Source organism: Streptomyces sp. T12 (assembly GCF_028736035.1).
Classification (GTDB): Bacteria; Actinomycetota; Actinomycetes; order Streptomycetales; family Streptomycetaceae; genus Streptomyces.
Genome location: NZ_CP117866.1, coordinates 5349442 through 5369818 on the forward strand (window position 1 = coordinate 5349442; position 20377 = coordinate 5369818).

The following is a 20377-nucleotide window of genomic DNA, read 5'->3' on the forward strand; positions in this document are numbered from 1 at the left end:
TATCCACAGATCGTCTTTCTTTTCCCCATGTGGAAAACGGCTGTGGATAACTCAGCGGATAGCCCTGGGCAGGACTATGTTCACCACGAAGTGGCCGCCGCTTCGGGTGTCGCTTCGACCGCTACTTCCACTGCGTGGAGACGCCGAATCCGGCGGCGATGAAGCCGAAGCCCACCACGATGTTCCAGTTGCCCAGCGCGTCGATGGGCAGTGAACCGTCGGTCACATAGAAGACGACGATCCAGGCGAGGCCGATGAGGAACATGGCCAGCATCACTGGCGCTACCCATGCGCGGCTGTTCAGCTTGATGGCGGTCGCCTGCTTCGAGGGCGGCGGCGTGTAGTCGGCCTTCTTGCGGATACGTGACTTCGGCACGAGGGTCTCTCCTGTCGATGCGCTGCGTGGCCGCGCAGGGAACTGTGGCTGGCTCGGGGCAGCGTACAAGGGGACTCTGATTGCTCCCCCGGGCGTCCGTTAGCGTAGTGCTTCCGCGGCGCCGAAGGAGATAAGGGTACGTTGAGCAATTCTGCCGACTCCCCCGGGTCAGGATCCAGCCCTGTCCGCGGCCGCTTCCGGCCGGTGCGGGTGCTGACCGCGGCTGTCTTCGCTCTCGCGGGGCTCATTTTCTTCACCAGTTTCAATACGGCCAAGGGCACCAATATCCGTACGGATGCCTCGCTGCTGAAGCTTTCGGACCTCATTCAGGAGCGCAGCCACGAGAACGGTGAGCGCATCGAGTCGAACGCGGCTCTGCGGGACGACGTGGAGGCGCTGGCCGAGCGGGACGACGGCAGTACCAAGGCCGAGGACGACAAGCTGGCGGCGCTGGAGCAGAGCGCGGGGACGCAGAAGCTGACGGGCGAGGCGATCACGGTCACGCTCAATGACGCCCCGCCGGACGCCACGGCAAAGCTTCCCGGTTATCCCGAGCCGCAGCCGGACTACCTGGTCATTCATCAGCAGGATCTCCAGGCCGTGGTCAACGCGCTGTGGCAGAGCGGTGCCAAGGGCATCAAGGTCATGGACCAGCGGCTGATCTCCACCAGCGCGGTGCGCTGCGTGGGCAACACCCTGATCCTTCAGGGCCGGGTCTATTCGCCGCCGTACAAGATCACGGCGGTCGGTGATCCGGAGAAGATGCAGAAGGCGCTCGCGGCCTCGCCGGCGATCCAGAACTACATGGTGTACGTCAATGTCTACGGTCTCGGCTGGAAAGTCACCGAGGACGGGACGGTGACTCTGCCGGGCTACTCGGGCACAGTGGATCTGCAGTACGCCAAGCCCTTGGAGTGAGCCTTCTCTGGAGCTGCCGGTGCGTGTCGTCGTCAGGACCGTCAGCGAGCTGTGCATCACGGTCGGCACGGTGATCGTTCTTTTCGTCGTCTATGTGCTGTTCTGGACCGGCGTGAAGGCCGACAACGTCATGGCCGACCAGATCGATCAGTTACAGGAGCAGTGGGCGCAGGGGGCGGTGCGCCCGACGGACGCGGCACCCGGGAGCACCGCGGCTCCGAGTGAGAGTTCGCAGGCGAGTCCGCCGAAGCCCGTCCCGTACACCGCGGACAAGCCTTTCGCGATCATGTACATCCCGCGGCTTGGTTTCACGTGGAACAAGCCGGTTCTCGAAGGCACCGCCACCAAGACTCTCAAGAAGGGTCTCGGTCACTACGCGAACACCGCCCAGCTCGGCCAGAAGGGCAACTTCTCGGTGGCCGGCCACCGGCGTACGTACGGGGATCCGTTCAAGGACTTCCCCAGGCTGCGTCCCGGTGACGCGGTGGTGCTGACGGACGGGACGACCTGGTTCACGTATCGGATCGACAAAGGCCCTTACAAAACACTGCCCACGGACATTGAGGTGATCGACGCTGTGCCTCGTAAGTCGGGGTATACGCGTGAGGGCCGCTACCTGACCCTGACCACGTGTGATCCGGAGTGGGGGCACAGTCACCGGCTGATCGTGTGGGCGCATCTGGACTCCACGCAGCCTGTGGAGGCCGGGAAACCGGAAGCGTTGCGCCGTTAGTCTGTTGGCTGTACGGCGTGAGTCTGGTGCCGTGGCGCGACGGAAGGGACGGCATGTACGGCTGGATCTGGCGGCATCTGCCGGGGAATGCGTGGGTGAGGGCGCTGATCTCGCTCGTTCTGGTCGTGGCCGTGGTCTACGTCCTGTTCAACTACGTCTTCCCGTGGGCCGAACCGCTGCTGCCCTTCGGCGATGTGACGGTGGAGGGCCAGTGAGCGCGCGCATTCTCGTCGTGGACAACTACGACAGCTTCGTCTTCAACCTGGTCCAGTACCTGTACCAGCTGGGCGCCGAGTGCGAGGTGCTGCGCAACGACGAGGTGTCGACGGCGCATGCCCAGGACGGCTTCGACGGCGTGCTGCTGTCGCCGGGTCCGGGTACGCCGGAGGAGGCCGGTGTCTGCATCGAGATGGTGCGCCACTGTGCCTCGACGGGAGTGCCGGTCTTCGGTGTCTGCCTCGGCATGCAGTCGATGCAGGTGGCGTACGGCGGTGTGGTGGACCGTGCGCCGGAGTTGCTGCACGGCAAGACCTCGCTGGTCGAGCACGAGGGCAAGGGCGTCTTCGCGGGCCTGCCGACGCCGTTCACGGCGACGCGCTACCACTCGCTGGCGGCCGAGCCGGAGACGGTGCCGGCCGAGCTGGAGGTGACCGCCCGCACGCACGACGGCATCATCATGGGCCTCAGGCACCGCGAACTCCCGGTCGAGGGCGTGCAGTTCCACCCCGAGTCGGTGTTGACCGAGCACGGGCACCGGATGCTGGCCAACTGGCTGGTGGAGTGCGGCGACCAGGGTGCGGTGGCGAGGTCGACGGGGCTCGCCCCGGTGGTGGGCAGGGCCACGGCGTGACCGCGCTGCGCCCCGAGCGCGAGTCCGGCGCCGCGTACGGGGAGTCCTTCACGGATTCCTACGGCGGCGCCGGCGACCAGGGCACCTCGTACGGGCAGCAGCCGTACGAGGAGTCCGGTGCGCTCGGGGAGTGGTACGGCGGGGAGGGGTACGTCGCTCAGGGGCAGGGCGCCGAGGGATACGGCGCTGATGGCTACGGCGGCGAGGGCTATGGCGCTGATGGTTATGGCGCCGATGGTTATGGCGCCGATGGTTACGGTGCCGAGGGGGTTGCGGCGTCCCAGGAGCCGTATGCGGAACCGCACGTGGAGCCGTACATACCCCCGCCCGACGACGAGACCGTGGCGCTGCGGATACCCGATCCGCCGGCAGGCGAGTCCATATCGGCTTCTGCCGCCTCCTCAGCCTCTTCAGTCACGGGAACCCCTACGGGCGGCCGTGCGGCCCGTAGAAAGGCCGCCAAGCGGCGTCACGGGCGTCATGGCGGCGTTCGTCAGGAGTCGGAGGCCACAGAGGCGGGCGAGAGCGGTTCGGAGGCCTCCCAGGCTCCCCTCTCGCGCGTGGAGGCCCGTAGGCAGGCGCGGGCGCGCAGGCCCAGTCCGGGCGTCCTTGCCAGCCGGGCGATCGGCGAGGTGTTCATCACCACCGGCGTGCTGATGCTGCTGTTCGTGAGCTACCAGTTGTGGTGGACGAACGTCCGGGCGCATGCGCAGGCGGACAAGGAGACGAGCAGCCTCCAGGACGACTGGGCGAGCGGCAAGCGGAACCCGGGGACGTTCGAGCCGGGGCAGGGTTTCGCCATCCTGCACATCCCGAAGCTGGATGTCGTCGTGCCGATAGCGGAGGGCGTCAGCAACAAGAAGGTGCTCGACCGGGGCATGGTCGGTCACTACGGCGAGGGCAAGCTGAAGACGGCGATGCCGGATGCCAAGACCGGCAACTTCGGGCTGGCGGGGCATCGCAATACGCATGGCGAACCGTTCCGGTACATCAACCGGCTCACGCCTGGTGATGAGATCGTCGTGGAGACGCAGGACAAGTATTTCGTCTACAAGATGGCGTCGATCCTGCCGGTGACGTCGCCGAGCAATGTGAGCGTGCTGGATCCGGTTCCGCCGGGGTCGGGTTTCACCAAGGCGGGCCGTTACATCACGCTCACCACGTGCACGCCGGAGTTCACCAGCAGGTACCGGTTGATCGTCTGGGGCAAGATGGTCGAGGAACGGCCGCGCAGCAAGGGCAAGCCGGATGCGCTCGTCAGTTAAGGGCAGTTGGCTTCCTTCCCCTCCTTGAGGAGGGGAATTCCTGCGGCTCGCGCCGTAGGGCTTCCTGCTTCGTCGCCGACTGCCCGCCCGGAGTGCTCCGTTGAGGTCTTACACCGGCTCCACAGGCCGACACCGCCAGCCCGGCGGCCAAGAGGTTCTTCGCTGCGTTCACGTCCCGGTCGTGGGTCGTGCCACAGCTGTCGCATGTCCAGGTGCGGACGCTGAGCGGCATCTTGTCCTGCAAGCTTCCGCAGGTGGAGCAGAGCTTGGACGAAGGGAACCAGCGGTCGACCGCGATCACTTCGCGGCCGTACCAGTGGGCTTTGTACTCCAGCAGGCTCCTGAACTCGCTCCACGCCGCATCGGAGATGGCGCGCGCGAGGTGGCCGTTCTTCAGCAGGTTCCGAACCGTGAGGTCCTCGATCACGATCGTTTGGTTTTCACGAACGAGCCGAGTGGTGATCTGATGCAAGTGGTCACGCCTGCGATCGGCGATCCGGGCGTGGACCTTGGCGACTTTCCGGCGTGCCTTCTCCCGGTTGTTGCTGCCCTTGGTCTTGCGGGCATGCTGCCGCTGAGCCTTGGCCAGGCGGTCGCGGTCCCGCCGTTCGTGCCGGGGATTTGTGATCTTCTCTCCGGTCGACAGGGTCAGCAGGTGGTCGAGCCCAGCGTCCACGCCGATTGCCGTGCCGGTTGCCGGGAGCGGCTTGACGGACGGATCCTCGCACAGCAGGGACACGTACCAGCGGCCCGCGGCGTCCTGGGACACGGTCACCATGGACGGCGACACGCCTTCCGGGAGGGGACGGGACCACACGATGTCCAGCGGTTCCGTCATCTTGGCCAGGGTCAGCTTTCCGTTCCGAAACCGGAACGCGCTGGAGGTGTACTCCGCGGATTTGCGGGACCTCTTCTTCGACTTGAACCGCGGGTACTTGGCCCGCTTGGAGAAGAAGTGGGTGAACGCGGCCTGCAAGTGCCTCAGGCACTGCTGGAGCGGGACGGAGGAGACATCGTTGAGGAATGCGAGTTCCTCAGTCTGCTTCCACGCCGTCAGCATCGCCGACGTTGCGTTGTAGTTGACCCGTTCCTGCCGCAGCGCCCACGCCTCAGTACGTGCCGAGAGCGCCAGGTTGTAGACCTTCCGCACGCATCCGAACGTACGCGACAGCTCAGCTGCCTGCGCATCGGTCGGATAGAAGCGGTACTTGAACGCCCGCTTCACATGAGTGGCCATGGCTCACAAACTATCATGTCAACTTGTGAGTACCTGATGAATTATCAGTGGTGGACACCGAATCGTCCTGGCGGCGACTCGGCTCTCCCCGCCCTGTTCTGCAGGAGTACGTTTCCTTCCCGGCCTGAAGGCCAGGGCATCCACGGAGGACCCCGATGAACGTGGCAGCGACTACCGAAGGCGCACCAGAGGAAACCAACGCGCCCCCGCCACGCCGCCGGGGTATGGGTCGGATCGCGATGGCGGTCAGTGTGTTCGGCGAACTCCTCATCACAGCGGGCCTGGTGCTCGGCCTGTTCGTTGTCTACTCCCTGTGGTGGACGAACGTCGTCGCCGACCGCGCGGCGGCGAAGCAGGCCGACAAGGTCCGTGACACCTGGGCCCACCAGGACGAGGGTTCCGGCCGCCCCGCCGAGTTCGACTCGAAGAACGGCATCGGCTTCCTGCACGTGCCCACGATGAGCGGGGACGACATCCTGGTCGAGAAGGGCACGTCGACGAAGATCCTCAACGACGGCGTCGCCGGCTACTACACCGACCCGGTCAAGGCGACCCTGCCGACCTCGGGCAAGAAGGGCAACTTCTCCGTCGCCGCTCACCGCGACGGCCACGGCGCGGAGTTCCACAACATCCACAAGATCGAGAAGGGCGACCCGATCGTCTTCGAGACGAAGGACAAGTGGTACGTCTACAAGGTCTACGCCGTGCTTCCCGAGACCTCGAAGTACAACGTCAAGGTCCTGTCCGCCGTCCCGAAGGAGTCGGGCAAGACGAAGGCGGGCCGCTACATCACGTTGACGACCTGCACGCCGGTGTACACGAGCCGGTATCGGTATGTGGTGTGGGGGGAGCTGGTGCGGGTGGAGAAGGTGGATGGGGAGCGGACGTTGCCGGAGGAGTTGCGCTGACAGACCTCCTTGCAGGGAGTCTGTCACTTAGCATGACGGAGGCCCGAAAGTCGCACCTACTCTTGCGGCTTTCGGGCCTCCGTGGATCGTGCCCTGCCTACTCCAAGATCCTCAGCGGTTTTCCGGCGCTCCACTCCTCAAGCACCTTACGGCGTACGGCGGCGATGCTCGGGGACCTCAGTAGTGAGGGGGACAACTCGCCACGTAGAGCGCGCCGTCCGCGCCGTACAGAATCTTTGCCGACCCGATGAACAAAGCCCGTACTTCCATCCGGCCCAGAAAGAACCACCTATCGCTTCCGATCAAAAAGAAGGAACTTTACCCAACATTCAACTTTAGGTCACCGCGGCCAGATTCGAGTCCAGTTACCGCACCCAACATCCAGGACGCATTCGGCCACATCCACGGAAGCCACTTCCGAAACGAAGACACTAAAGCTCATGGAGCCGTATTGCGAGTCGTTGGCACCCGTCCTGTCCTCACCGGTGTGATGCTGATAGTTCCCACTAATCTTGAACTTCTGCCTTATCGTTGCGGTCGCCGCGTGGTTATCCGCCTTTGTGTCCTTCACCTGCCCCTGAACGTGTAGCTTGCCGTCGGCTCCAGACGTAACCGTGATCGATCCCCAGGTGTGCGCGCCCACGACATCCGCGGGAGTGCCTTGCGTATTCCAGTCATAAGTAGCGGCACTAGCCGGCGAGGTTCCGATGGCTATACCGACGACGGAAGCGCCAGCGATTGCCGCGAATCGGGAAAGCGGCCTTGCCATATCTCCTCCAGAGTAAAGGAAGTAAATGTCCTCTCATCGTATATCAAGCGGACCTGCCGTCCAGTAGTAGGACATGCAATTCGAGCCATATGGCGATTCGCGCCTGGCGAATATTAGCCCGCGTGGCCTCTACTCAAAGAGGCGATATGATGCATTTAGTGAATTGCGGTTGATTCTCTTCAGGGTAATCTGTCGGGTCGTGGCGCTGCTGGAATGAAGCACGCTTCCTGACATCAATGTCGGCAGATGGCATCAACTCGATGCGGCTCACGCAGAAGGCGCAGGGCTCGCTGGCGTTGCGAGGCTCAGCAGCCCTGATTGCCGTGGGTGCATTCTTCACCTTCGGTACGAGGTGCCTCATACTCGGCGCGCTGGAGTGCTCGGCCGCTGGCCGCCGGGGCCGCGGGAAATCCCATCCGCCAGCCTCGGTGAGTGTCTACAGTAAGTGAGCCCGGGCGCCGAGTTCGGGCGCCTGGGCTTCACTCATTCGTGTCGGGTCAGTCCTCTGTGCGGGCGGACGTTCCCGTTGCACCACCGAAGATCTGGCCGTCGTTGTCGCCGCCGCCGTTGTTTCCGCCGTTGTTGCCGAAACTCAGGGTGGTCAGCGTGACCTGGGTGCCTGCCGGGTCGTCGACCTGTTGGTTGGCCTTCGGGTCCTGGTCGGTGACGAAGGCGGTGTCGCTCTGGTCGTTGCCGTTGGCGAACTGGATGTTGGTGAAGCCAGCTGCCTGCAGCGTCTGCTTGGCCTGGCCCACCGTCTGGCCCACGACATTCGGCACCTGCGTCTTCTGCTGGGCCTGCTTGCCGATCTGGATGGTCACCGTGGAGTTCTTGTCGGCCTGGCTGTTCGCCTCCGGCGACGTCGCGATGACCTTGCCGATCTGGTTCGGGTCCTGGGTCTCCGCCTCGACGCAGTTGCCGACCAGGTCGTTGGCCGTCATCTGGGCCTTCGCCTCGTCGCAGGACTTGCCGAGGACGTCCGGCACGGTGGCCTTCTCCTCCTCCTTGGCGACGGTGAGGGTGATCGTCGAGCCCTTCTCGACTTCCTCACCGCGCGGCGGGTCCTGGTCGAGGACGGTGCCCGGGTCGTCGGAGGAGACCTCACGTGTCTCCGTCTTGATCTCGAACTGGTAGTCGTCGGCTCCGAGCTTGGTCCTGGCCTCTTCCAGGCTCAAGCCGATCACGCTCGGCACAGTCACCTTCGGCGCACCGGTCGACACCACGACGTTGACCGTGGAGTTCTTCTCGACCGGGGTCTTGGAGTCAGGGTCCTGGTCGCAGATCTTGCCCACGGGCTGGTCCGCGCACTCCTTCTTGGTGACCTGCCCCAGCTTGAGGTCGACGTTGGCGAGAAGTTCCTTGGCGCTGTTCTGGGTCTCGCCGACGAGGCTCGGAACAGGCACCTGGTTGTTGCTCGCGCTCTTCCCGTCGAACACCCACTTGCCGATCAGAACCGCACCCACGAGAACCAGTACGGCCGCGACGACCAGCAGGATCGTCGAGGTGTTGGACTTCTTCTGGCGGCGCCGGTCGACGCGGTCGTCGTAGCCGTAGCCACCGTCGTCGGGGTTCATGGGCGGCAGCATCGACGTGGCGCCGGCGTCCGTGGCGCGCAGGGCCGTGGTCGGCTGGTCGTCGGGGTAGCCGCCGTAGCCGACGGAGCCCATGGCCGCGGTCGCCGCGACCGGCTGGCCGTCGAGGCAGGCCTCGATGTCGGCGCGCATCTCGTCGGCCGACTGGTAGCGGTAGTTGGGGTCCTTGGTCAGCGCCTTCAGGACGATCGCGTCCATCTCGGGCGTGATCTCGGGGTCGAAGACAGAGGGGGCCTGGGGCTCCTCGCGGACGTGCTGGTAGGCGACCGCGACCGGGGAGTCGCCCACGAAGGGCGGGCGGACCGTCAGGAGCTCGTAGAGCAGACAGCCCGTCGAGTACAGGTCCGAGCGGGCATCCACCTGCTCGCCCTTGGCCTGCTCCGGCGAGAGGTACTGGGCGGTGCCGATGACGGCCGCGGTCTGGGTCATCGTCATGCCGGAGTCGCCCATGGCGCGGGCGATGCCGAAGTCCATCACCTTGACCTGGCCGTTGCGCGTCAGCATGACGTTCGCGGGCTTGATGTCGCGGTGGACGATGCCGCTGCGGTGGGCGTACTCGAGACCCTGGAGGATGCCGATGGTCATCTCCATGGCGCGCTCCGGCAGCAGCTTGCGGCCGGAGTGAAGCAGTTCCCGCAGTGTGGAGCCGTCCACGTACTCCATGACGATGTACGGGATCGACACGTTGTCGATGTAGTCCTCGCCCGTGTCGTAGACCGCGACGATCGCGGGATGGTTGAGCGAGGCGGCCGACTGGGCCTCCCGGCGGAACCGGGCCTGGAAGGACGGGTCGCGCGCGAGGTCTGCTCGCAGCGTCTTCACCGCCACGGTGCGGCCGAGGCGGGTGTCATGCGCGAGGTAGACCTCCGCCATGCCACCACGACCGAGCACCTGGCCCAGTTCGTACCGGCCGCCGAGGCGACGCGGCTCTTCCATAGCTACCTACCAGCCCTCTCCGTCGGTCCCGCCCTCACCCTTGTGGGTGTGACGGTGGTCCGTCCGGGCATACCGTACCCGGCTCATCTTGTGTGACCTGGCCAAGCTCGTAACCCGATACAGGACCGGTATCGCAACGTGCACCGATGTGAAGGGGGCGTGAGCGGGGTCACTTCTTGTTGCCGATGACCGCCTCCATGACGCTCTTGGCGATCGGGGCCGCGAGGCCGCCGCCGGAGATGTCGTCGCGGACCGCCGCGTCGTCCTCGATCACCACGGCCACGGCCACCGGCGAGCTGCCGTCGGAGAGCTTGGCGTAGGAGATGAACCACGCGTACGGGTTCTCGCTGTTCTCGACACCGTGCTGAGCCGTACCGGTCTTGCCACCCACCTTGACGCCCGAGATCCGGGCGTTCCTGCCGGTGCCGTCCTCGACGACCGTCTCCATCATCGACTGCAGGATCTGGGCGTTCTCCGCCGACAGCGGCTTGCTCATCTCCTCGGGGCCGGTCTTCTCGAGGGGGTCGAGGTTGTGCGTCTGGATCTCGTCGACCATGTACGGCTTCATCAGCGTGCCGTCGTTGGCGACGGCCGAGGCGACCATGGCCATCTGCAGGGGGGTGGCGGCGGTGTTGAACTGGCCGATGGAGGACAGCGCGGTCTCCGAGGGGTTCATGTTGTCGGAGAACACGGACGCGCTGGTGCGGGTCGGCGTGAACTGCTCCTCGGTGAAGCCGAACTTCTTGGCCTCCTCCAGCATCGCGTCGTTGCCGAGGTCGGAGCCGACCTTGCCGAAGACGGTGTTGCAGGAGTACTGGAGGGCGACCCGCAGCGTCGCGTTCTCGCAGGGGATGTTGCCCTCGTTGGGCAGCTTGGTGGTGGTGCCCTCCATGACCCACGGGTCCGGCGACTTCGTCTTCTCGTCCGCGGTCTTGTACAGCCCGTTCTCCAGCGCCGCGGCCGCGGTGACGACCTTGAAGGTCGATCCGGGCGGGTAGACCTCGCGCAGCGCCCGGTTGAGCATCGGGTCGTCGGGGTTGTTCTTCTTGTCGAGCTTCTTCCAGGCCTCCGCGTCGGACTCACCGCCGCCGGCGATCGTGGAGGGGTCGTACGACGGGAAGGAGGCCAGCGCCAGGATCTTGCCGGTGGACGGCTCGATGGCGGCGACGGCGCCCTTGCCGCCCTGCTTCTTCAGGCCGGCGTACGCGGCCTTCTGCGCGGCGGCGTTGAGGGTCGTGACGACGTTGCCGCCCTCCTTCTCCTTACCCGTGATCATGTCGAGGGTGTTGCGGAAGAAGAGCCGGTCGTCGGTGCCGCTGAGGATGCCGTCCTCGATGGACTCCAGCTGGTTGGCGCCGTAGGCCTGCGAGACGAAGCCGGTGACGGGCGCCCACATGGCGCCGTTCTTGTACGTGCGCTTGAACTTGAAGTCGCCCGACGTGGTCTCCGTGTGCCCGGTGATCGGGTTGCCGCCGACGATTATGTCGCCGCGGGGCGTGGCGTAGCGGGCGATGAGGACCCGGCGGTTGTCGGGGTCCTCCCGCAGGGAGTCGGCCTTGACGTACTGGAGCCAGTTGTCGCGGATGAGCAGGGCCAGGACGAGGAGGCCGCAGAAGATCGCGATCCGGCGCAGGGGCTTGTTCATGACGGGCGGACCACCTGGGTCATCTCAGCGTCGGGGTTGGGGGCGGGGGCGGGGGCGGGACGGCGGGCGGTGTCGCTGATGCGGATGAGTACGCCGATGAGCGCCCAGTTGGCGATGACCGACGAACCGCCGTACGCCAGGAACGGCATCGTCATACCGGTCAGCGGGATCAAGCCCATCACACCGCCGGCCACGACGAAGACCTGGAGCGCGAAGGCGCCGGAGAGGCCGACGGCGAGCAGCTTGCCGAAGGGGTCGCGGGCGGCGAGGGCGGTGCGCACGCCGCGCTCCACGATCAGGCCGTAGATCAGCAGGATCGCCATGATGCCGGCGAGGCCCAGCTCCTCGCCGAAGGTGGCGAGGATGAAGTCGGAGTTGGCGGCGAAGCGGATGAGCTCGGAGTGGCCCTGGCCCCAGCCGGTGCCGAGGGTGCCGCCGGAGCCGAACGCCCACAGGGCCTGCATGGCCTGCTCGGAGTGGACGAGGCCGTCGGTGCTGCCGTTGCGGCTGAGCGTGTACTCGCGCATCGGGTCGAGCCAGGCCTGGACACGGGTCTGGACGTGGGGTTCGAAGCTGGCCACGCCGACGGCGCCGGCCGCGGACATCAGCAGACCGAAGACGATCCAGCTGGTCCGCTCGGTGGCGACGTACAGCATGATGACGAACATTCCGAAGAACAGCAGCGACGTACCGAGGTCGGTCTCGAAGACCAGGATGAGGATCGAGATCATCCAGACGACGATGATCGGTCCGAGGTCGCGGCCGCGCGGCAGGTACAGACCCATGAAGCGGCGGCTGGCGAGGGCCAGCGCGTCGCGCTTGACCATCAGGTAGCCGGCGAAGAAGACCGCCAGCACGATCTTGGCGAACTCACCGGGCTGGATGGTGAAGCTGCCGACCTGGATCCAGATCTTGGCGCCGTAGGTGATGTCGGCGCCGAGGCCCGGGACGAGCGGGAGCAGCAGCAGGAACAGCGCGCCGGCCATGGAGATGTAGGTGTAGCGCTGCAGGGTGCGGTGGTCCTTGAGGAAGACCAGCACGGCGATGAAGAGGGCGATCCCCATGGCCGTGTAGATCAGCTGGTTGGTCGCCTTGCCGCCGGCCTGCCCGATCTGCTGCAGCAGCTTCGACTGGTCCAGCCGCCAGATGGCCACCAGCCCCAGGCCGTTCAGCAGCGTCGCCAGCGGCAGCAGCAGCGGGTCCGCGTAGGGCGCGAACTTCCGCACCGCGAGATGGCCCACGCCGGCCAGCAGGCCGAGGCCCATGCCGTAGCCGAGCAGCCCGGTGGGCACCTCGTCGTTGATCGCCAACCCCACGTTGGCGTAGGCGAACACCGGGATGACGACCGCGAACACCAGCAGCGCGAGCTCGGTGTTGCGCCGGCTCGGCGCGCCGATCGCGCCGATCGTGGATGTGTGGTGCGTCGGCGAGTTCGTAGTACTGCTCATGGTGTGACGGGGCCTCTCACGGCTTGCCTACTGCGTACCGCAGTTCGAGACGACCTTCTGCTCTTCCTCCGAGAGAGTGGGGCCGGGGCTTGGCGTCGCAGTCGGTGTCGGGGAGGTGGACGGGTTCGGGGAGTTGGTGGCCGACGGATTCGGCGTCGGTGTCGCCTTGGACGTAAGAGAGGTACGGGTGGTTCCCGTGGTGCCTCCGGCCTCGCCTTCGCCCGTCCTGGAGTTCTTCTCGCTCTCGGCGGCCTGCTGCTCGGAGCGCTTCTGGCACGCGGAGGCCTGCAGGGCGAGCTCGTCGATCTTCGCCTGGGCGTCCTTCAGACCGCCCTCGGCGATGGTCGCCTCGACCAGCTTCTTCTGGTACGGCGGCAGGTACTTGAGTTCGATCTCGGGGTGGTCCTTCTCCACCTTCGAGAGCGAGACCCAGGCCAGGTCCTGGCTGATCCCGCGGTACAGGGCGACGTGTTCCTCGTTGGCGCCGACGTAGTACTGCGTCTGCGTCCAGCGCCAGCCGCCGTACAGGCCGCCGCCGATCACGCCGAGCGCGAGGGCGATGTAGAAGGATCTCTTCAGCCACTTGCGGCCCGTGCGGGGCTTGACGAAGTCGTCGTCGGTGTAGTCGCCGAAGCTGCCCGCCGGGATGTAGCCGGTGGTGTCACCGGAGCCGGGCGGGCCGAACTCGCCGCCCCCGCCGCCCTGTCCGGGAACCTGGCGGCCGAGCCCGGAGGCGCGGCCGGCCGGGGTCTGCATGATGCCGTTGTCGTGCAGGTGGTTCTGGTTCTCGGCGACGGCGCCGACCACGACCGGGGTGTCGGACAGCTGCCCGGCGAGGGTGTCGCCGGTGTCCAGGTCGAGGACGTCCGCGATGATCACGGTGATGTTGTCGGGGCCGCCGCCGCGCAGCGCGAGCTCGATCAGCTGCTGCACGGTCTCCTGGGGGCCCTGGTAGCTGGCGAGGGTGTCCTCCAGGGTCTGGTGGGACACCACCCCGGACAGGCCGTCGGAGCAGATCAGGTACCGGTCGCCGGCGCGGACTTCGCGGATGGACAGGTCGGGCTCGACGTGGTCGCCGCTGCCCAGCGCGCGCATCAGCAGGGAGCGCTGCGGGTGGGTGGTGGCTTCCTCTTCGGTGATGCGTCCCTCGTCGACGAGGCGCTGCACCCAGGTGTGGTCCTGCGTGATCTGGGTGAGGACGCCGTCGCGCAGCAGGTAGGCGCGCGAGTCGCCGACGTGGACGAGGCCGAGTCGCTGCCCGGTCCACAGCAGGGCCGTCAGGGTCGTCCCCATGCCCTCGAGCTGGGGGTCCTCCTCGACCATCGAGCGCAGCTGGTCGTTGGCGCGCTGTACGGCGGTGCCGAGCGAGGTGAGGATGTCCGAGCCGGGGATGTCGTCGTCGAGGGCGACGATCGTCGAGATGGCCTCCGACGAGGCGACCTCGCCGGCGGCCGCGCCGCCCATGCCGTCGGCGATGGCGAGCAGGCGGGGTCCGGCGTATCCGGAGTCCTCGTTGCCCTCCCGGATCATGCCTTTGTGCGATCCGGCGGCGAAGCGCAGTGACAGACTCATGCGCACCTCGCCCGTCGGCTCCGGGTACATCCGCACGGTGCCCACCCTCCGGTCGGGAGCGCGCCGGGGCCCGTCGTGTGGGCCGCCGCTGCGTGCTCGCTCCGCTCGCTCATTGTCGTACTACTTCCGCAGCTCGATGACGGTCTTGCCGATGCGGATCGGCGCGCCCAGCGGAATCGGTGTGGGGGTCGTGAGCCGCGTTCGGTCGAGGTACGTGCCGTTGGTGGAGCCCAGGTCCTCGACGATCCACTGGCCGTCGCGGTCCGGGTAGATCCTGGCATGCCGGCTGGAGGCGTAGTCGTCGTCCAGCACGATGGTGCTGTCGTGCGCCCGGCCCAGGGTGATGGTCTGGGCCTGGAGCGCGACGGTGGTGCCGGTCAGAGTGCCCTCGGACACGACCAGCTTGGTGGGGGCGTTACGGCGCTGGCGGCCGCCGCCCTGCTGGCCGCGCTGTTGCGGAGGCGCCGCCGCCTGCCGGGCGGCCTGCTGCGGTCGGCCGGCCTCGCGCCTGGAGCCGCGCTGGGTGACGCGCGTACCGAACAGGTCGCTGCGGATGACCTGCACGGCCACGATCACGAACAGCCACAGTACGGCCAGGAAACCCAGCCGCATGACCGTGAGGGTCAGCTCTGACATTGCCCCCGCTTCACCCTTCGGCTTGCCGGTAAATGATGGTGGTGCTGCCCACGACGATCCGCGAGCCGTCGCGGAGCGTAGCGCGGGTGGTGTGCTGCCCGTCCACCACGATGCCGTTGGTGGACCCGAGATCCTGGATCGTCGAGGGCGTTCCGGTCCGGATCTCACAGTGCCGGCGGGAGACGCCGGGGTCGTCGATCCGCACGTCGGCTTCGGTGCTGCGGCCCAGCACCAGCGTCGGGCGGGAGATCTGATGGCGGGTGCCGTTGATCTCGATCCAGTAGCGGGTGCGTCCGCCGGCCGCGGGGGCCGCGGGGCGCTGGCCGCCCGCGGGCTGCGGGTAGCCGTAACCGCCGGGGCGGCCGCCCGGGGGCGGCGCGGCCGGCATCGGCGGGGCGCCCGCGGGTGCGGCGGCCGGCGGGTAGCCGTAGCCACCCGGGGCGCCGCCGGGCCGCCCGGCCGGGGCGGCGGGCGCGGGAGCCTGCTGGCCGCCGCCCTGCTGGTTGGTGGAGCCGGCGAGCGTACGGCTGCGCACGCGGTACAGGCCGGTGTCGAGGTCGTCGGCCTTCTCCAGGTTGACCTTGATCGGGCCCATGAAGGTGTAGCGCTGCTGCTTGGCGTAGTCGCGGACCATGCCGGCGAGCTCGTCGCCGAGCTGGCCGGAGTAGGGGCTCAGGCGCTCGTGGTCCGGCGCGCTCAGCTCCACGATGAAGTCGTTGGGGACGACCGTACGGTCGCGGTTCCAGATGGTCGCGTTGTTGTCGCACTCGCGCTGGAGCGCTCCCGCGATCTCCACGGGCTGGACCTCTGACTTGAACACCTTGGCGAAGGTGCCGTTGACCAGACCTTCGAGACGCTGCTCGAACTTCTTCAGGACTCCCATGGGGCACCTCCTCCGTCGCCTGCTTCGTCCTGCATCCCGCCGGGCGGGTACTGCTTCACCTGGTACTGCTTACTGATCGTATCCACGCGCCGGTGAATCGGCTGGTTCCCCCTGTCGGCCCGGTCGACGGGTGTCGACGCCCTCGAAGTTCCCTGTGGAGCTCTGCTTCGAACTCCTCAGGGCCATAGTCCTGCCATGGATCGTAGAGGTGGCCGCAAACCAGTGTCCCGCACCTGACTGTGGACCCCGACCGGCTCCTGGACAGATGTGAGGTACCGGTACGAGGTTGATACGTGAACAGGTACTCGTTGATACGGAACGGATGGCGTCGCGGGTTGGTTCGGTGCTGTCGGTGGGAGATGCCGACGGTGCTGGTGGGCGGCTGCAGGGCTGCTGCCCGGGGGTAAGGGATGTGAACTCACCCTGGCCGACGTGCTAATGTTCTGCGTGTCGGAAGGCGCCGGACCACAAGGGAAGAAGCCCGAGGACACACCCAATGCGCGGGTGGCGGAATAGGCAGACGCGCTGGATTCAGGTTCCAGTGCCCGCAAGGGCGTGGGGGTTCAACTCCCCCCTCGCGCACGCTGAGAAACCGATGAAACGGGTCTCTGCAGGTGACGGAAGTCACCGCAGGGGCCCGTTTCTCGTTTCCATGATCGCTGTGAGGCATCACACAGCCTGGTCAGGTCACACAGCAGGCCCCGACCCGTGAGCTATCTCACGGGTGGGGCCTGTCATTGTGGTGCTGCCGCGCCGAGGTCGGATCGATCTGTGCCGCCGGCGCGAGGTGGCCGGTCGGGGTCCAGCTCCTCGGTTCTCGGATCGGGCGGCGGTGGGTGCGTCGGGGTCCCTGTGGTCGCGCCGAATGTCCGGTCGAAGGCTTCCTCCAGGAGCGGCCTGTCGTCGGCGAGGACTCCGTACGCGGTGATCTCCACGTCGTTTCCTTCCGCTGCACGATGGCATGTCCCACCAGTCCCAGCAGTCCCACCAGCGACCCCAGGTGGCGGCCCGTGCCGCCACGGCTGGGGCTCACGGCCTCTGGCGTTCGCCCGTCCCGGGCTGCTCCATGTGCGAGGCGAGGACCGCGGCCTGGACGCGGCGCTGGACACCGAGTTTGGCCAGGAGCCGGGAGATGTGGTTCTTGACGGTCTTCTCCGACAGGTACAGCTTCTTGCCGATCTCGCGGTTGGTCAGGCCGTCGCCGATCAGGGCGAGGATGTCCCTCTCGCGGGGCGACAGGCTTGCCAGCTCGGGTGCGATGGACGGCGTCTCGGCTGGGTCGGCGCGCAGGGAGCGCATCAGGCGGGCCGTGGTTGCGGGGTCCAGCATGGACTGGCCCGAGGCGACCGTGCGGACGGCCGAGATCAGGTCGGAACCTCTGATCTGCTTGAGGACGTAGCCCGCGGCGCCGGCCATGATGGCGTCGAGCAAGGCGTCCTCGTCGTCGAACGACGTCAGCATGAGGCAGGCCAGCTCCGGCATCTGGCTGCGCAGCTCGCGGCAGACCGTGATGCCGTCGCCGTCCGGGAGGCGTACGTCGAGCACGGCGACGTGTGGGCGTAGCGCCGGGCCTCGGACGAGGGCGTGCTCGACGGTGTCCGCGTCGCCGACCACGAAGATGTCCGGTTCGGCGTCGAGGAGATCGGTCAGGCCTCGTCGTACGACCTCGTGGTCGTCCAGCAGGAACACGCGGATCGGGTTCTGCTCCGTGAAGGTGCCTGTCTCGGTCATGACGACCCCTTGTTCCCGGTGGCTCACGGCCTGCGGACCACGGACTGCTCGTGTGCCGATCCTTGCTCGCCGGGGCAGGATGCACTAGGGCCGTCCGGCCCCATCGGCTGCGAGATGTGCCCCTACTGGCCCAACGGCCACGGTTCAGCAGCCCCCGGTGGTGTTCTGATCGCATCGAAGATCACGAGAGTGGCCTGCCCCTCGACCCGGCGACGCTCGTGCGGCCCTCCAGCTCGAAGTCCACATCCACCACGCCTTCGACGGCACGCACGAGACGGGCGGCCACGGGGATCAGCGCCGTGTCCCGGACGTGCCCGGTGAGCTGCACCACCCCATCGTGCACCTGGACCCGGAGCGCCGAGCCCGGCGCCGGGAAGAGGTAGGCCACGACCTCACGCCGAACCTCCTCGGCGATCTCGTCGTCGCCGCGCAGGAACACCTTGAGCAGGTCGGCCCTGCTGACTATGCCCTCCAGCATGCCCAGCTCATTGACCACCGGCAGCCGCTTGACCTTGGCGTGCGCCATGGTCCGGGCGGCCTGGGCGAGCGTCGCGTCGGGGCGGGTGGTGAGCGCAGGGGAGGTCATCAGCTCCTCCGCGGTGATCGCGCCGGCCTTCGCCAGGTCGGACAGGCGGCGGAGCTGGGTGTACCGGTCCGGGTCACTGTCGCGGAACTCCTCCTTGGGCAGTAGATCGGCCTCGGAGACCACGCCGACGACGCGGCCCTCGCCTTCGAGGACGGGCAGGGCACTGACCTTCCAGTCCTGCATCAGCTGCACGATCTCCTTGAACGTGGCCCTGCGGCCGACGGCGGTGACCGTGTGGGTCATGACGTCGCTGACGATGTGCGGGGTGCCGTGCATGGTGGCTCCTTCCTCGCTTCGGCTCGTGGGCCTCTCAGACGTGGCTGCCGGCGCCGTAGGGGGCGTACAGGTCCAGGAGCCGGGTGCGGGCGGAGCGGAGGCGGTGGGCGAGCACGTCGCCGACCCACTGGGTGACGGCGTGGCCCATGGCCGGGTCCTCCCGGCACATCGTGCGGACGGCCGTGGCGTCGAACTCGTACGCCCGCACCGGCGTCGTCGCCGCGGCGCCCAGGTGCCAGACGTGCGGTGTGAACAGCCAGGACCAGCCGACGAGTTCGTTGTGCTGGAGGGTCTCGATGACGGCCGCGCGGCGGCCCGGCACGTGCATGTCCAGCTCGACCGTGCCCGTCCGGATGATCCAGAACCGGTCGGCCCGGCCGCCCTCCTCGAACAGGCGCGTCCCCTGCGGGAAGGACACCTCGCGGGCGAGGCGCATGAGCCGCTGCCGGTGCTCGGCGGGCAGGGCGCGCAGCATGCTGGGCGTGGGCGTGGGGATCATGGCGTGCCTCCCGACTGGGGTGCAGGGACTTCCAGGGCCAGCGTGTGCCCGCAGTCGGCGGCGGGCCATGGGCCGCCCGGTCCATGGAGGGGGGCCACCCGGCTCCGACCAGGAGACCTTCGACACCCAGCCGCGATGTCGACGCGGCGGTTCCATGAAGGCGTGAGACGACCCGCCGACGGAGGGGGTGAGCGATGTGGGTACGTCACTGACGCCCGACTTCGGGGCGCATGGCCTGTCGGCCTAGTGATCGCGTGCCCATCTCCGATAGACGGCCACGGCGGTCGGCAGGGTCGGAAAGATCAGGTCCGCTCCCACGGAGTCCGCGAGGCCGTACGCCTGGAGGTCGTCCAGGAGGTCCTGCTTGACGCGGGCGAGAGCGAAGACGATGCCGCGGTCTGTGAGTTCGCGGCGTAGTTCGTCGACGGCGTCCAACGCGGTGATGTCGACCTCCACGTTGGCCTCGGTGTTGAGGACGAACCAGCGGACGGGGCCGGTCTGTTCGTCGATGGCTGCCAGGGCACGGCGGCGGAAGTCCTCGGCGTTGGCGAAGAACAGCGGTGAGTCGTAGCGGTAGACCAGCAGTCCGGGGATCGTGTGGGCCTGCGGGCAGTCGTCGATGTCGCATCTACCTGCGCGCGGCACTCGACCGCGCCGAAGCGGGCACCCAGGACGTCGAGGTGGTCGCGATCAACGACATCACCTCACGCGCCGCCCTGGCCCATCTGCTGGAGTACGACTCGACGTTCGGGCACATCGGACGCGCGGTCAGACACGACGACAGCTCGATCACCGTCGACGGGCGACGCATCGCCATCAGCGCCGAGCGCAATCCGGCGGAGCTCCACTGGTCTGACTAGGCGCCGACATCGTCGAGAGCGTGGACGCCACCATCGTCATGGGCGTCAACGACGACACCTACGACCGGCACCGCGACCGGATCGTCTCGGCCGCCTCCTGCACCACCAACTGCGTCGCCCCCATGGTGAAGGTGCTGCACTAGGCCTTCGGCATCGACCGCGGCGTGATGACCACCATCCACGGCCACACCAATGACCAGTCGCTCCTCGACAGCCCGCACAAGGACGTGCGCCGGGCCCGCTCGGCCGCGCTGAACGTCATCCCGACCAGCACCGGCGCCGCCCGCGCCGTGGGCCTCGTCGTGCCGGAGTTGGCGGGCGCGCTGGACGGGATCGCCGTCCGCTACCCGTCGAGGACGGCTCGCTCACCGACCTCGCCGTCGTCCTGAACCGCGAGGCGAGCGTGGAGGAGATCAACGAGGCGTTCACCGTGGCCGCCGAGGGACCGCTCAACGGGATCCTTCGCGTTTCCAAGGCGCCGATCGTCTCCCGCGATGTCATCGGCGACCCCGCCTCCTGCGTCTTCGACCCGGCGCTCACGCAGGCCAACGGGACCCTGGGCAAGGTCTTCGGCTGGTACGACAACGAGTGGGGCTACACCAACCGGCTCCTCGACCTCACGACCCTCGTCGCTGACGCCTGAAACGGACTCGGAGG

The 20377-nt window shown here is 67.3% G+C and carries 18 protein-coding genes, 1 tRNA gene and 2 pseudogenes; 8 read left to right on the forward strand and 13 right to left on the reverse strand.

Translation table 11 applies throughout. The annotated features are described in order from the left end of the window. Window positions 1-121 precede the first annotated feature (121 nt). The gene (crgA, locus tag PBV52_RS23990; RefSeq protein ID WP_030047324.1) at window positions 122-376 is read right to left on the reverse strand and encodes a cell division protein CrgA; all 255 of its coding nucleotides are present in this window, start codon (window positions 374-376) and stop codon (window positions 122-124) included. 141 nt (window positions 377-517) lie between these two features. Between crgA and PBV52_RS23995 the strand changes: the two genes are divergently transcribed. From PBV52_RS23995 to PBV52_RS24015, 5 genes are read left to right on the forward strand one after another with little or no spacing between them, the layout of a single operon-like run. Further along, window positions 518-1294, forward strand: a complete 777-nt coding sequence (locus PBV52_RS23995; RefSeq protein ID WP_274241017.1) for a DUF881 domain-containing protein — start codon at window positions 518-520, stop codon at window positions 1292-1294. 19 nt (window positions 1295-1313) lie between these two features. After that, window positions 1314-2027 (forward strand): class E sortase, encoded by a 714-nt coding sequence (locus tag PBV52_RS24000; RefSeq protein WP_274241018.1) that lies wholly within the window; start codon window positions 1314-1316, stop codon window positions 2025-2027. A 17-nt stretch (window positions 2028-2044) separates the two neighbouring features. Next, window positions 2045-2242, forward strand: coding sequence for a hypothetical protein (locus PBV52_RS24005; protein ID WP_274241019.1), 198 nt, complete (start codon window positions 2045-2047; stop codon window positions 2240-2242). After that, window positions 2239-2877, forward strand: coding sequence for an aminodeoxychorismate/anthranilate synthase component II (locus PBV52_RS24010; protein WP_093907624.1), 639 nt, complete (start codon window positions 2239-2241; stop codon window positions 2875-2877). The genes PBV52_RS24005 and PBV52_RS24010 overlap by 4 nt, the downstream gene beginning before the upstream one ends. Beyond that, window positions 2874-4142: a class E sortase gene (locus tag PBV52_RS24015; protein ID WP_274241021.1), complete on the forward strand. Its 1269-nt coding sequence runs from the start codon at window positions 2874-2876 to the stop codon at window positions 4140-4142. The genes PBV52_RS24010 and PBV52_RS24015 overlap by 4 nt, the downstream gene beginning before the upstream one ends. Here PBV52_RS24015 and PBV52_RS24020 read toward each other — a convergent pair. After that, the gene (locus PBV52_RS24020) at window positions 4135-5379 is read right to left on the reverse strand and encodes an RNA-guided endonuclease TnpB family protein (protein WP_274241022.1); all 1245 of its coding nucleotides are present in this window, start codon (window positions 5377-5379) and stop codon (window positions 4135-4137) included. The two genes, PBV52_RS24015 and PBV52_RS24020, sit on opposite strands and share 8 nt — an antisense overlap. Window positions 5380-5534: 155 nt before the next feature. Here PBV52_RS24020 and PBV52_RS24025 point away from each other — a divergent pair, with 155 nt between their 5' ends. Further along, complete coding sequence (locus PBV52_RS24025) at window positions 5535-6287, forward strand: class E sortase (protein WP_274241023.1); 753 nt, start codon at window positions 5535-5537, stop codon at window positions 6285-6287. Window positions 6288-7553: 1266 nt separating this feature from the next. Here PBV52_RS24025 and pknB read toward each other — a convergent pair. From pknB to PBV52_RS24055, 6 genes are all read right to left on the reverse strand, one after another. Beyond that, window positions 7554-9584, reverse strand: coding sequence for a Stk1 family PASTA domain-containing Ser/Thr kinase (gene pknB, locus PBV52_RS24030; RefSeq protein WP_274241024.1), 2031 nt, complete (start codon window positions 9582-9584; stop codon window positions 7554-7556). Window positions 9585-9753: 169 nt separating this feature from the next. Continuing rightward, window positions 9754-11229, reverse strand: a complete 1476-nt coding sequence (locus PBV52_RS24035) for a penicillin-binding protein 2 (protein WP_274241025.1) — start codon at window positions 11227-11229, stop codon at window positions 9754-9756. Continuing rightward, complete coding sequence (locus PBV52_RS24040) at window positions 11226-12677, reverse strand: FtsW/RodA/SpoVE family cell cycle protein (protein ID WP_274241026.1); 1452 nt, start codon at window positions 12675-12677, stop codon at window positions 11226-11228. The genes PBV52_RS24035 and PBV52_RS24040 overlap by 4 nt, the downstream gene beginning before the upstream one ends. A gap of 27 nt (window positions 12678-12704) precedes the next feature. Continuing rightward, a complete protein-coding gene (locus tag PBV52_RS24045; protein ID WP_274249534.1) occupies window positions 12705-14279 on the reverse strand; it encodes a Stp1/IreP family PP2C-type Ser/Thr phosphatase in 1575 nt (524 codons plus the stop codon). A 90-nt stretch (window positions 14280-14369) separates the two neighbouring features. Beyond that, entirely contained in the window at window positions 14370-14885 is a 516-nt protein-coding gene (locus PBV52_RS24050; protein WP_062713116.1) for an FHA domain-containing protein, read from the reverse strand. Window positions 14886-14895: 10 nt separating this feature from the next. Continuing rightward, on the reverse strand, window positions 14896-15768 hold the full coding sequence (locus PBV52_RS24055; RefSeq protein ID WP_274241027.1) for a DUF3662 and FHA domain-containing protein: 873 nt from the start codon (window positions 15766-15768) through the stop codon (window positions 14896-14898). Between the two features lie 498 nt (window positions 15769-16266). On the opposite strand from PBV52_RS24055, the gene PBV52_RS24060 reads away from it, so the two are divergent. After that, a tRNA-Leu gene (locus PBV52_RS24060) sits at window positions 16267-16350 on the forward strand. Between the two features lie 152 nt (window positions 16351-16502). Here the strand turns inward: PBV52_RS24060 and PBV52_RS24065 are convergent. From PBV52_RS24065 to PBV52_RS24085, 5 genes and pseudogenes are all read right to left on the reverse strand, one after another. After that, on the reverse strand, window positions 16503-16703 hold the full coding sequence (locus PBV52_RS24065) for a hypothetical protein (RefSeq protein ID WP_274241028.1): 201 nt from the start codon (window positions 16701-16703) through the stop codon (window positions 16503-16505). Window positions 16704-16797: 94 nt separating this feature from the next. Then, window positions 16798-17499 carry a response regulator transcription factor gene (locus PBV52_RS24070; protein ID WP_274241029.1) on the reverse strand — a complete coding sequence of 234 codons (702 nt, stop codon included), beginning with the start codon at window positions 17497-17499 and terminating at the stop codon, window positions 16798-16800. 181 nt (window positions 17500-17680) lie between these two features. Then, on the reverse strand, window positions 17681-18361 hold the full coding sequence (locus tag PBV52_RS24075) for a CBS domain-containing protein (protein ID WP_274241030.1): 681 nt from the start codon (window positions 18359-18361) through the stop codon (window positions 17681-17683). 34 nt (window positions 18362-18395) lie between these two features. Further along, complete coding sequence (locus PBV52_RS24080; RefSeq protein WP_274241031.1) at window positions 18396-18860, reverse strand: cyclic nucleotide-binding domain-containing protein; 465 nt, start codon at window positions 18858-18860, stop codon at window positions 18396-18398. A gap of 243 nt (window positions 18861-19103) precedes the next feature. Then, window positions 19104-19511 (reverse strand): annotated as a pseudogene (locus PBV52_RS24085) (STAS domain-containing protein); the annotation flags it as partial. On the opposite strand from PBV52_RS24085, the pseudogene PBV52_RS24090 reads away from it, so the two are divergent. Further along, a pseudogene (locus PBV52_RS24090) lies at window positions 19487-20363 on the forward strand (type I glyceraldehyde-3-phosphate dehydrogenase). The pseudogenes PBV52_RS24085 and PBV52_RS24090 overlap by 25 nt on opposite strands. Window positions 20364-20377 lie beyond the last annotated feature (14 nt).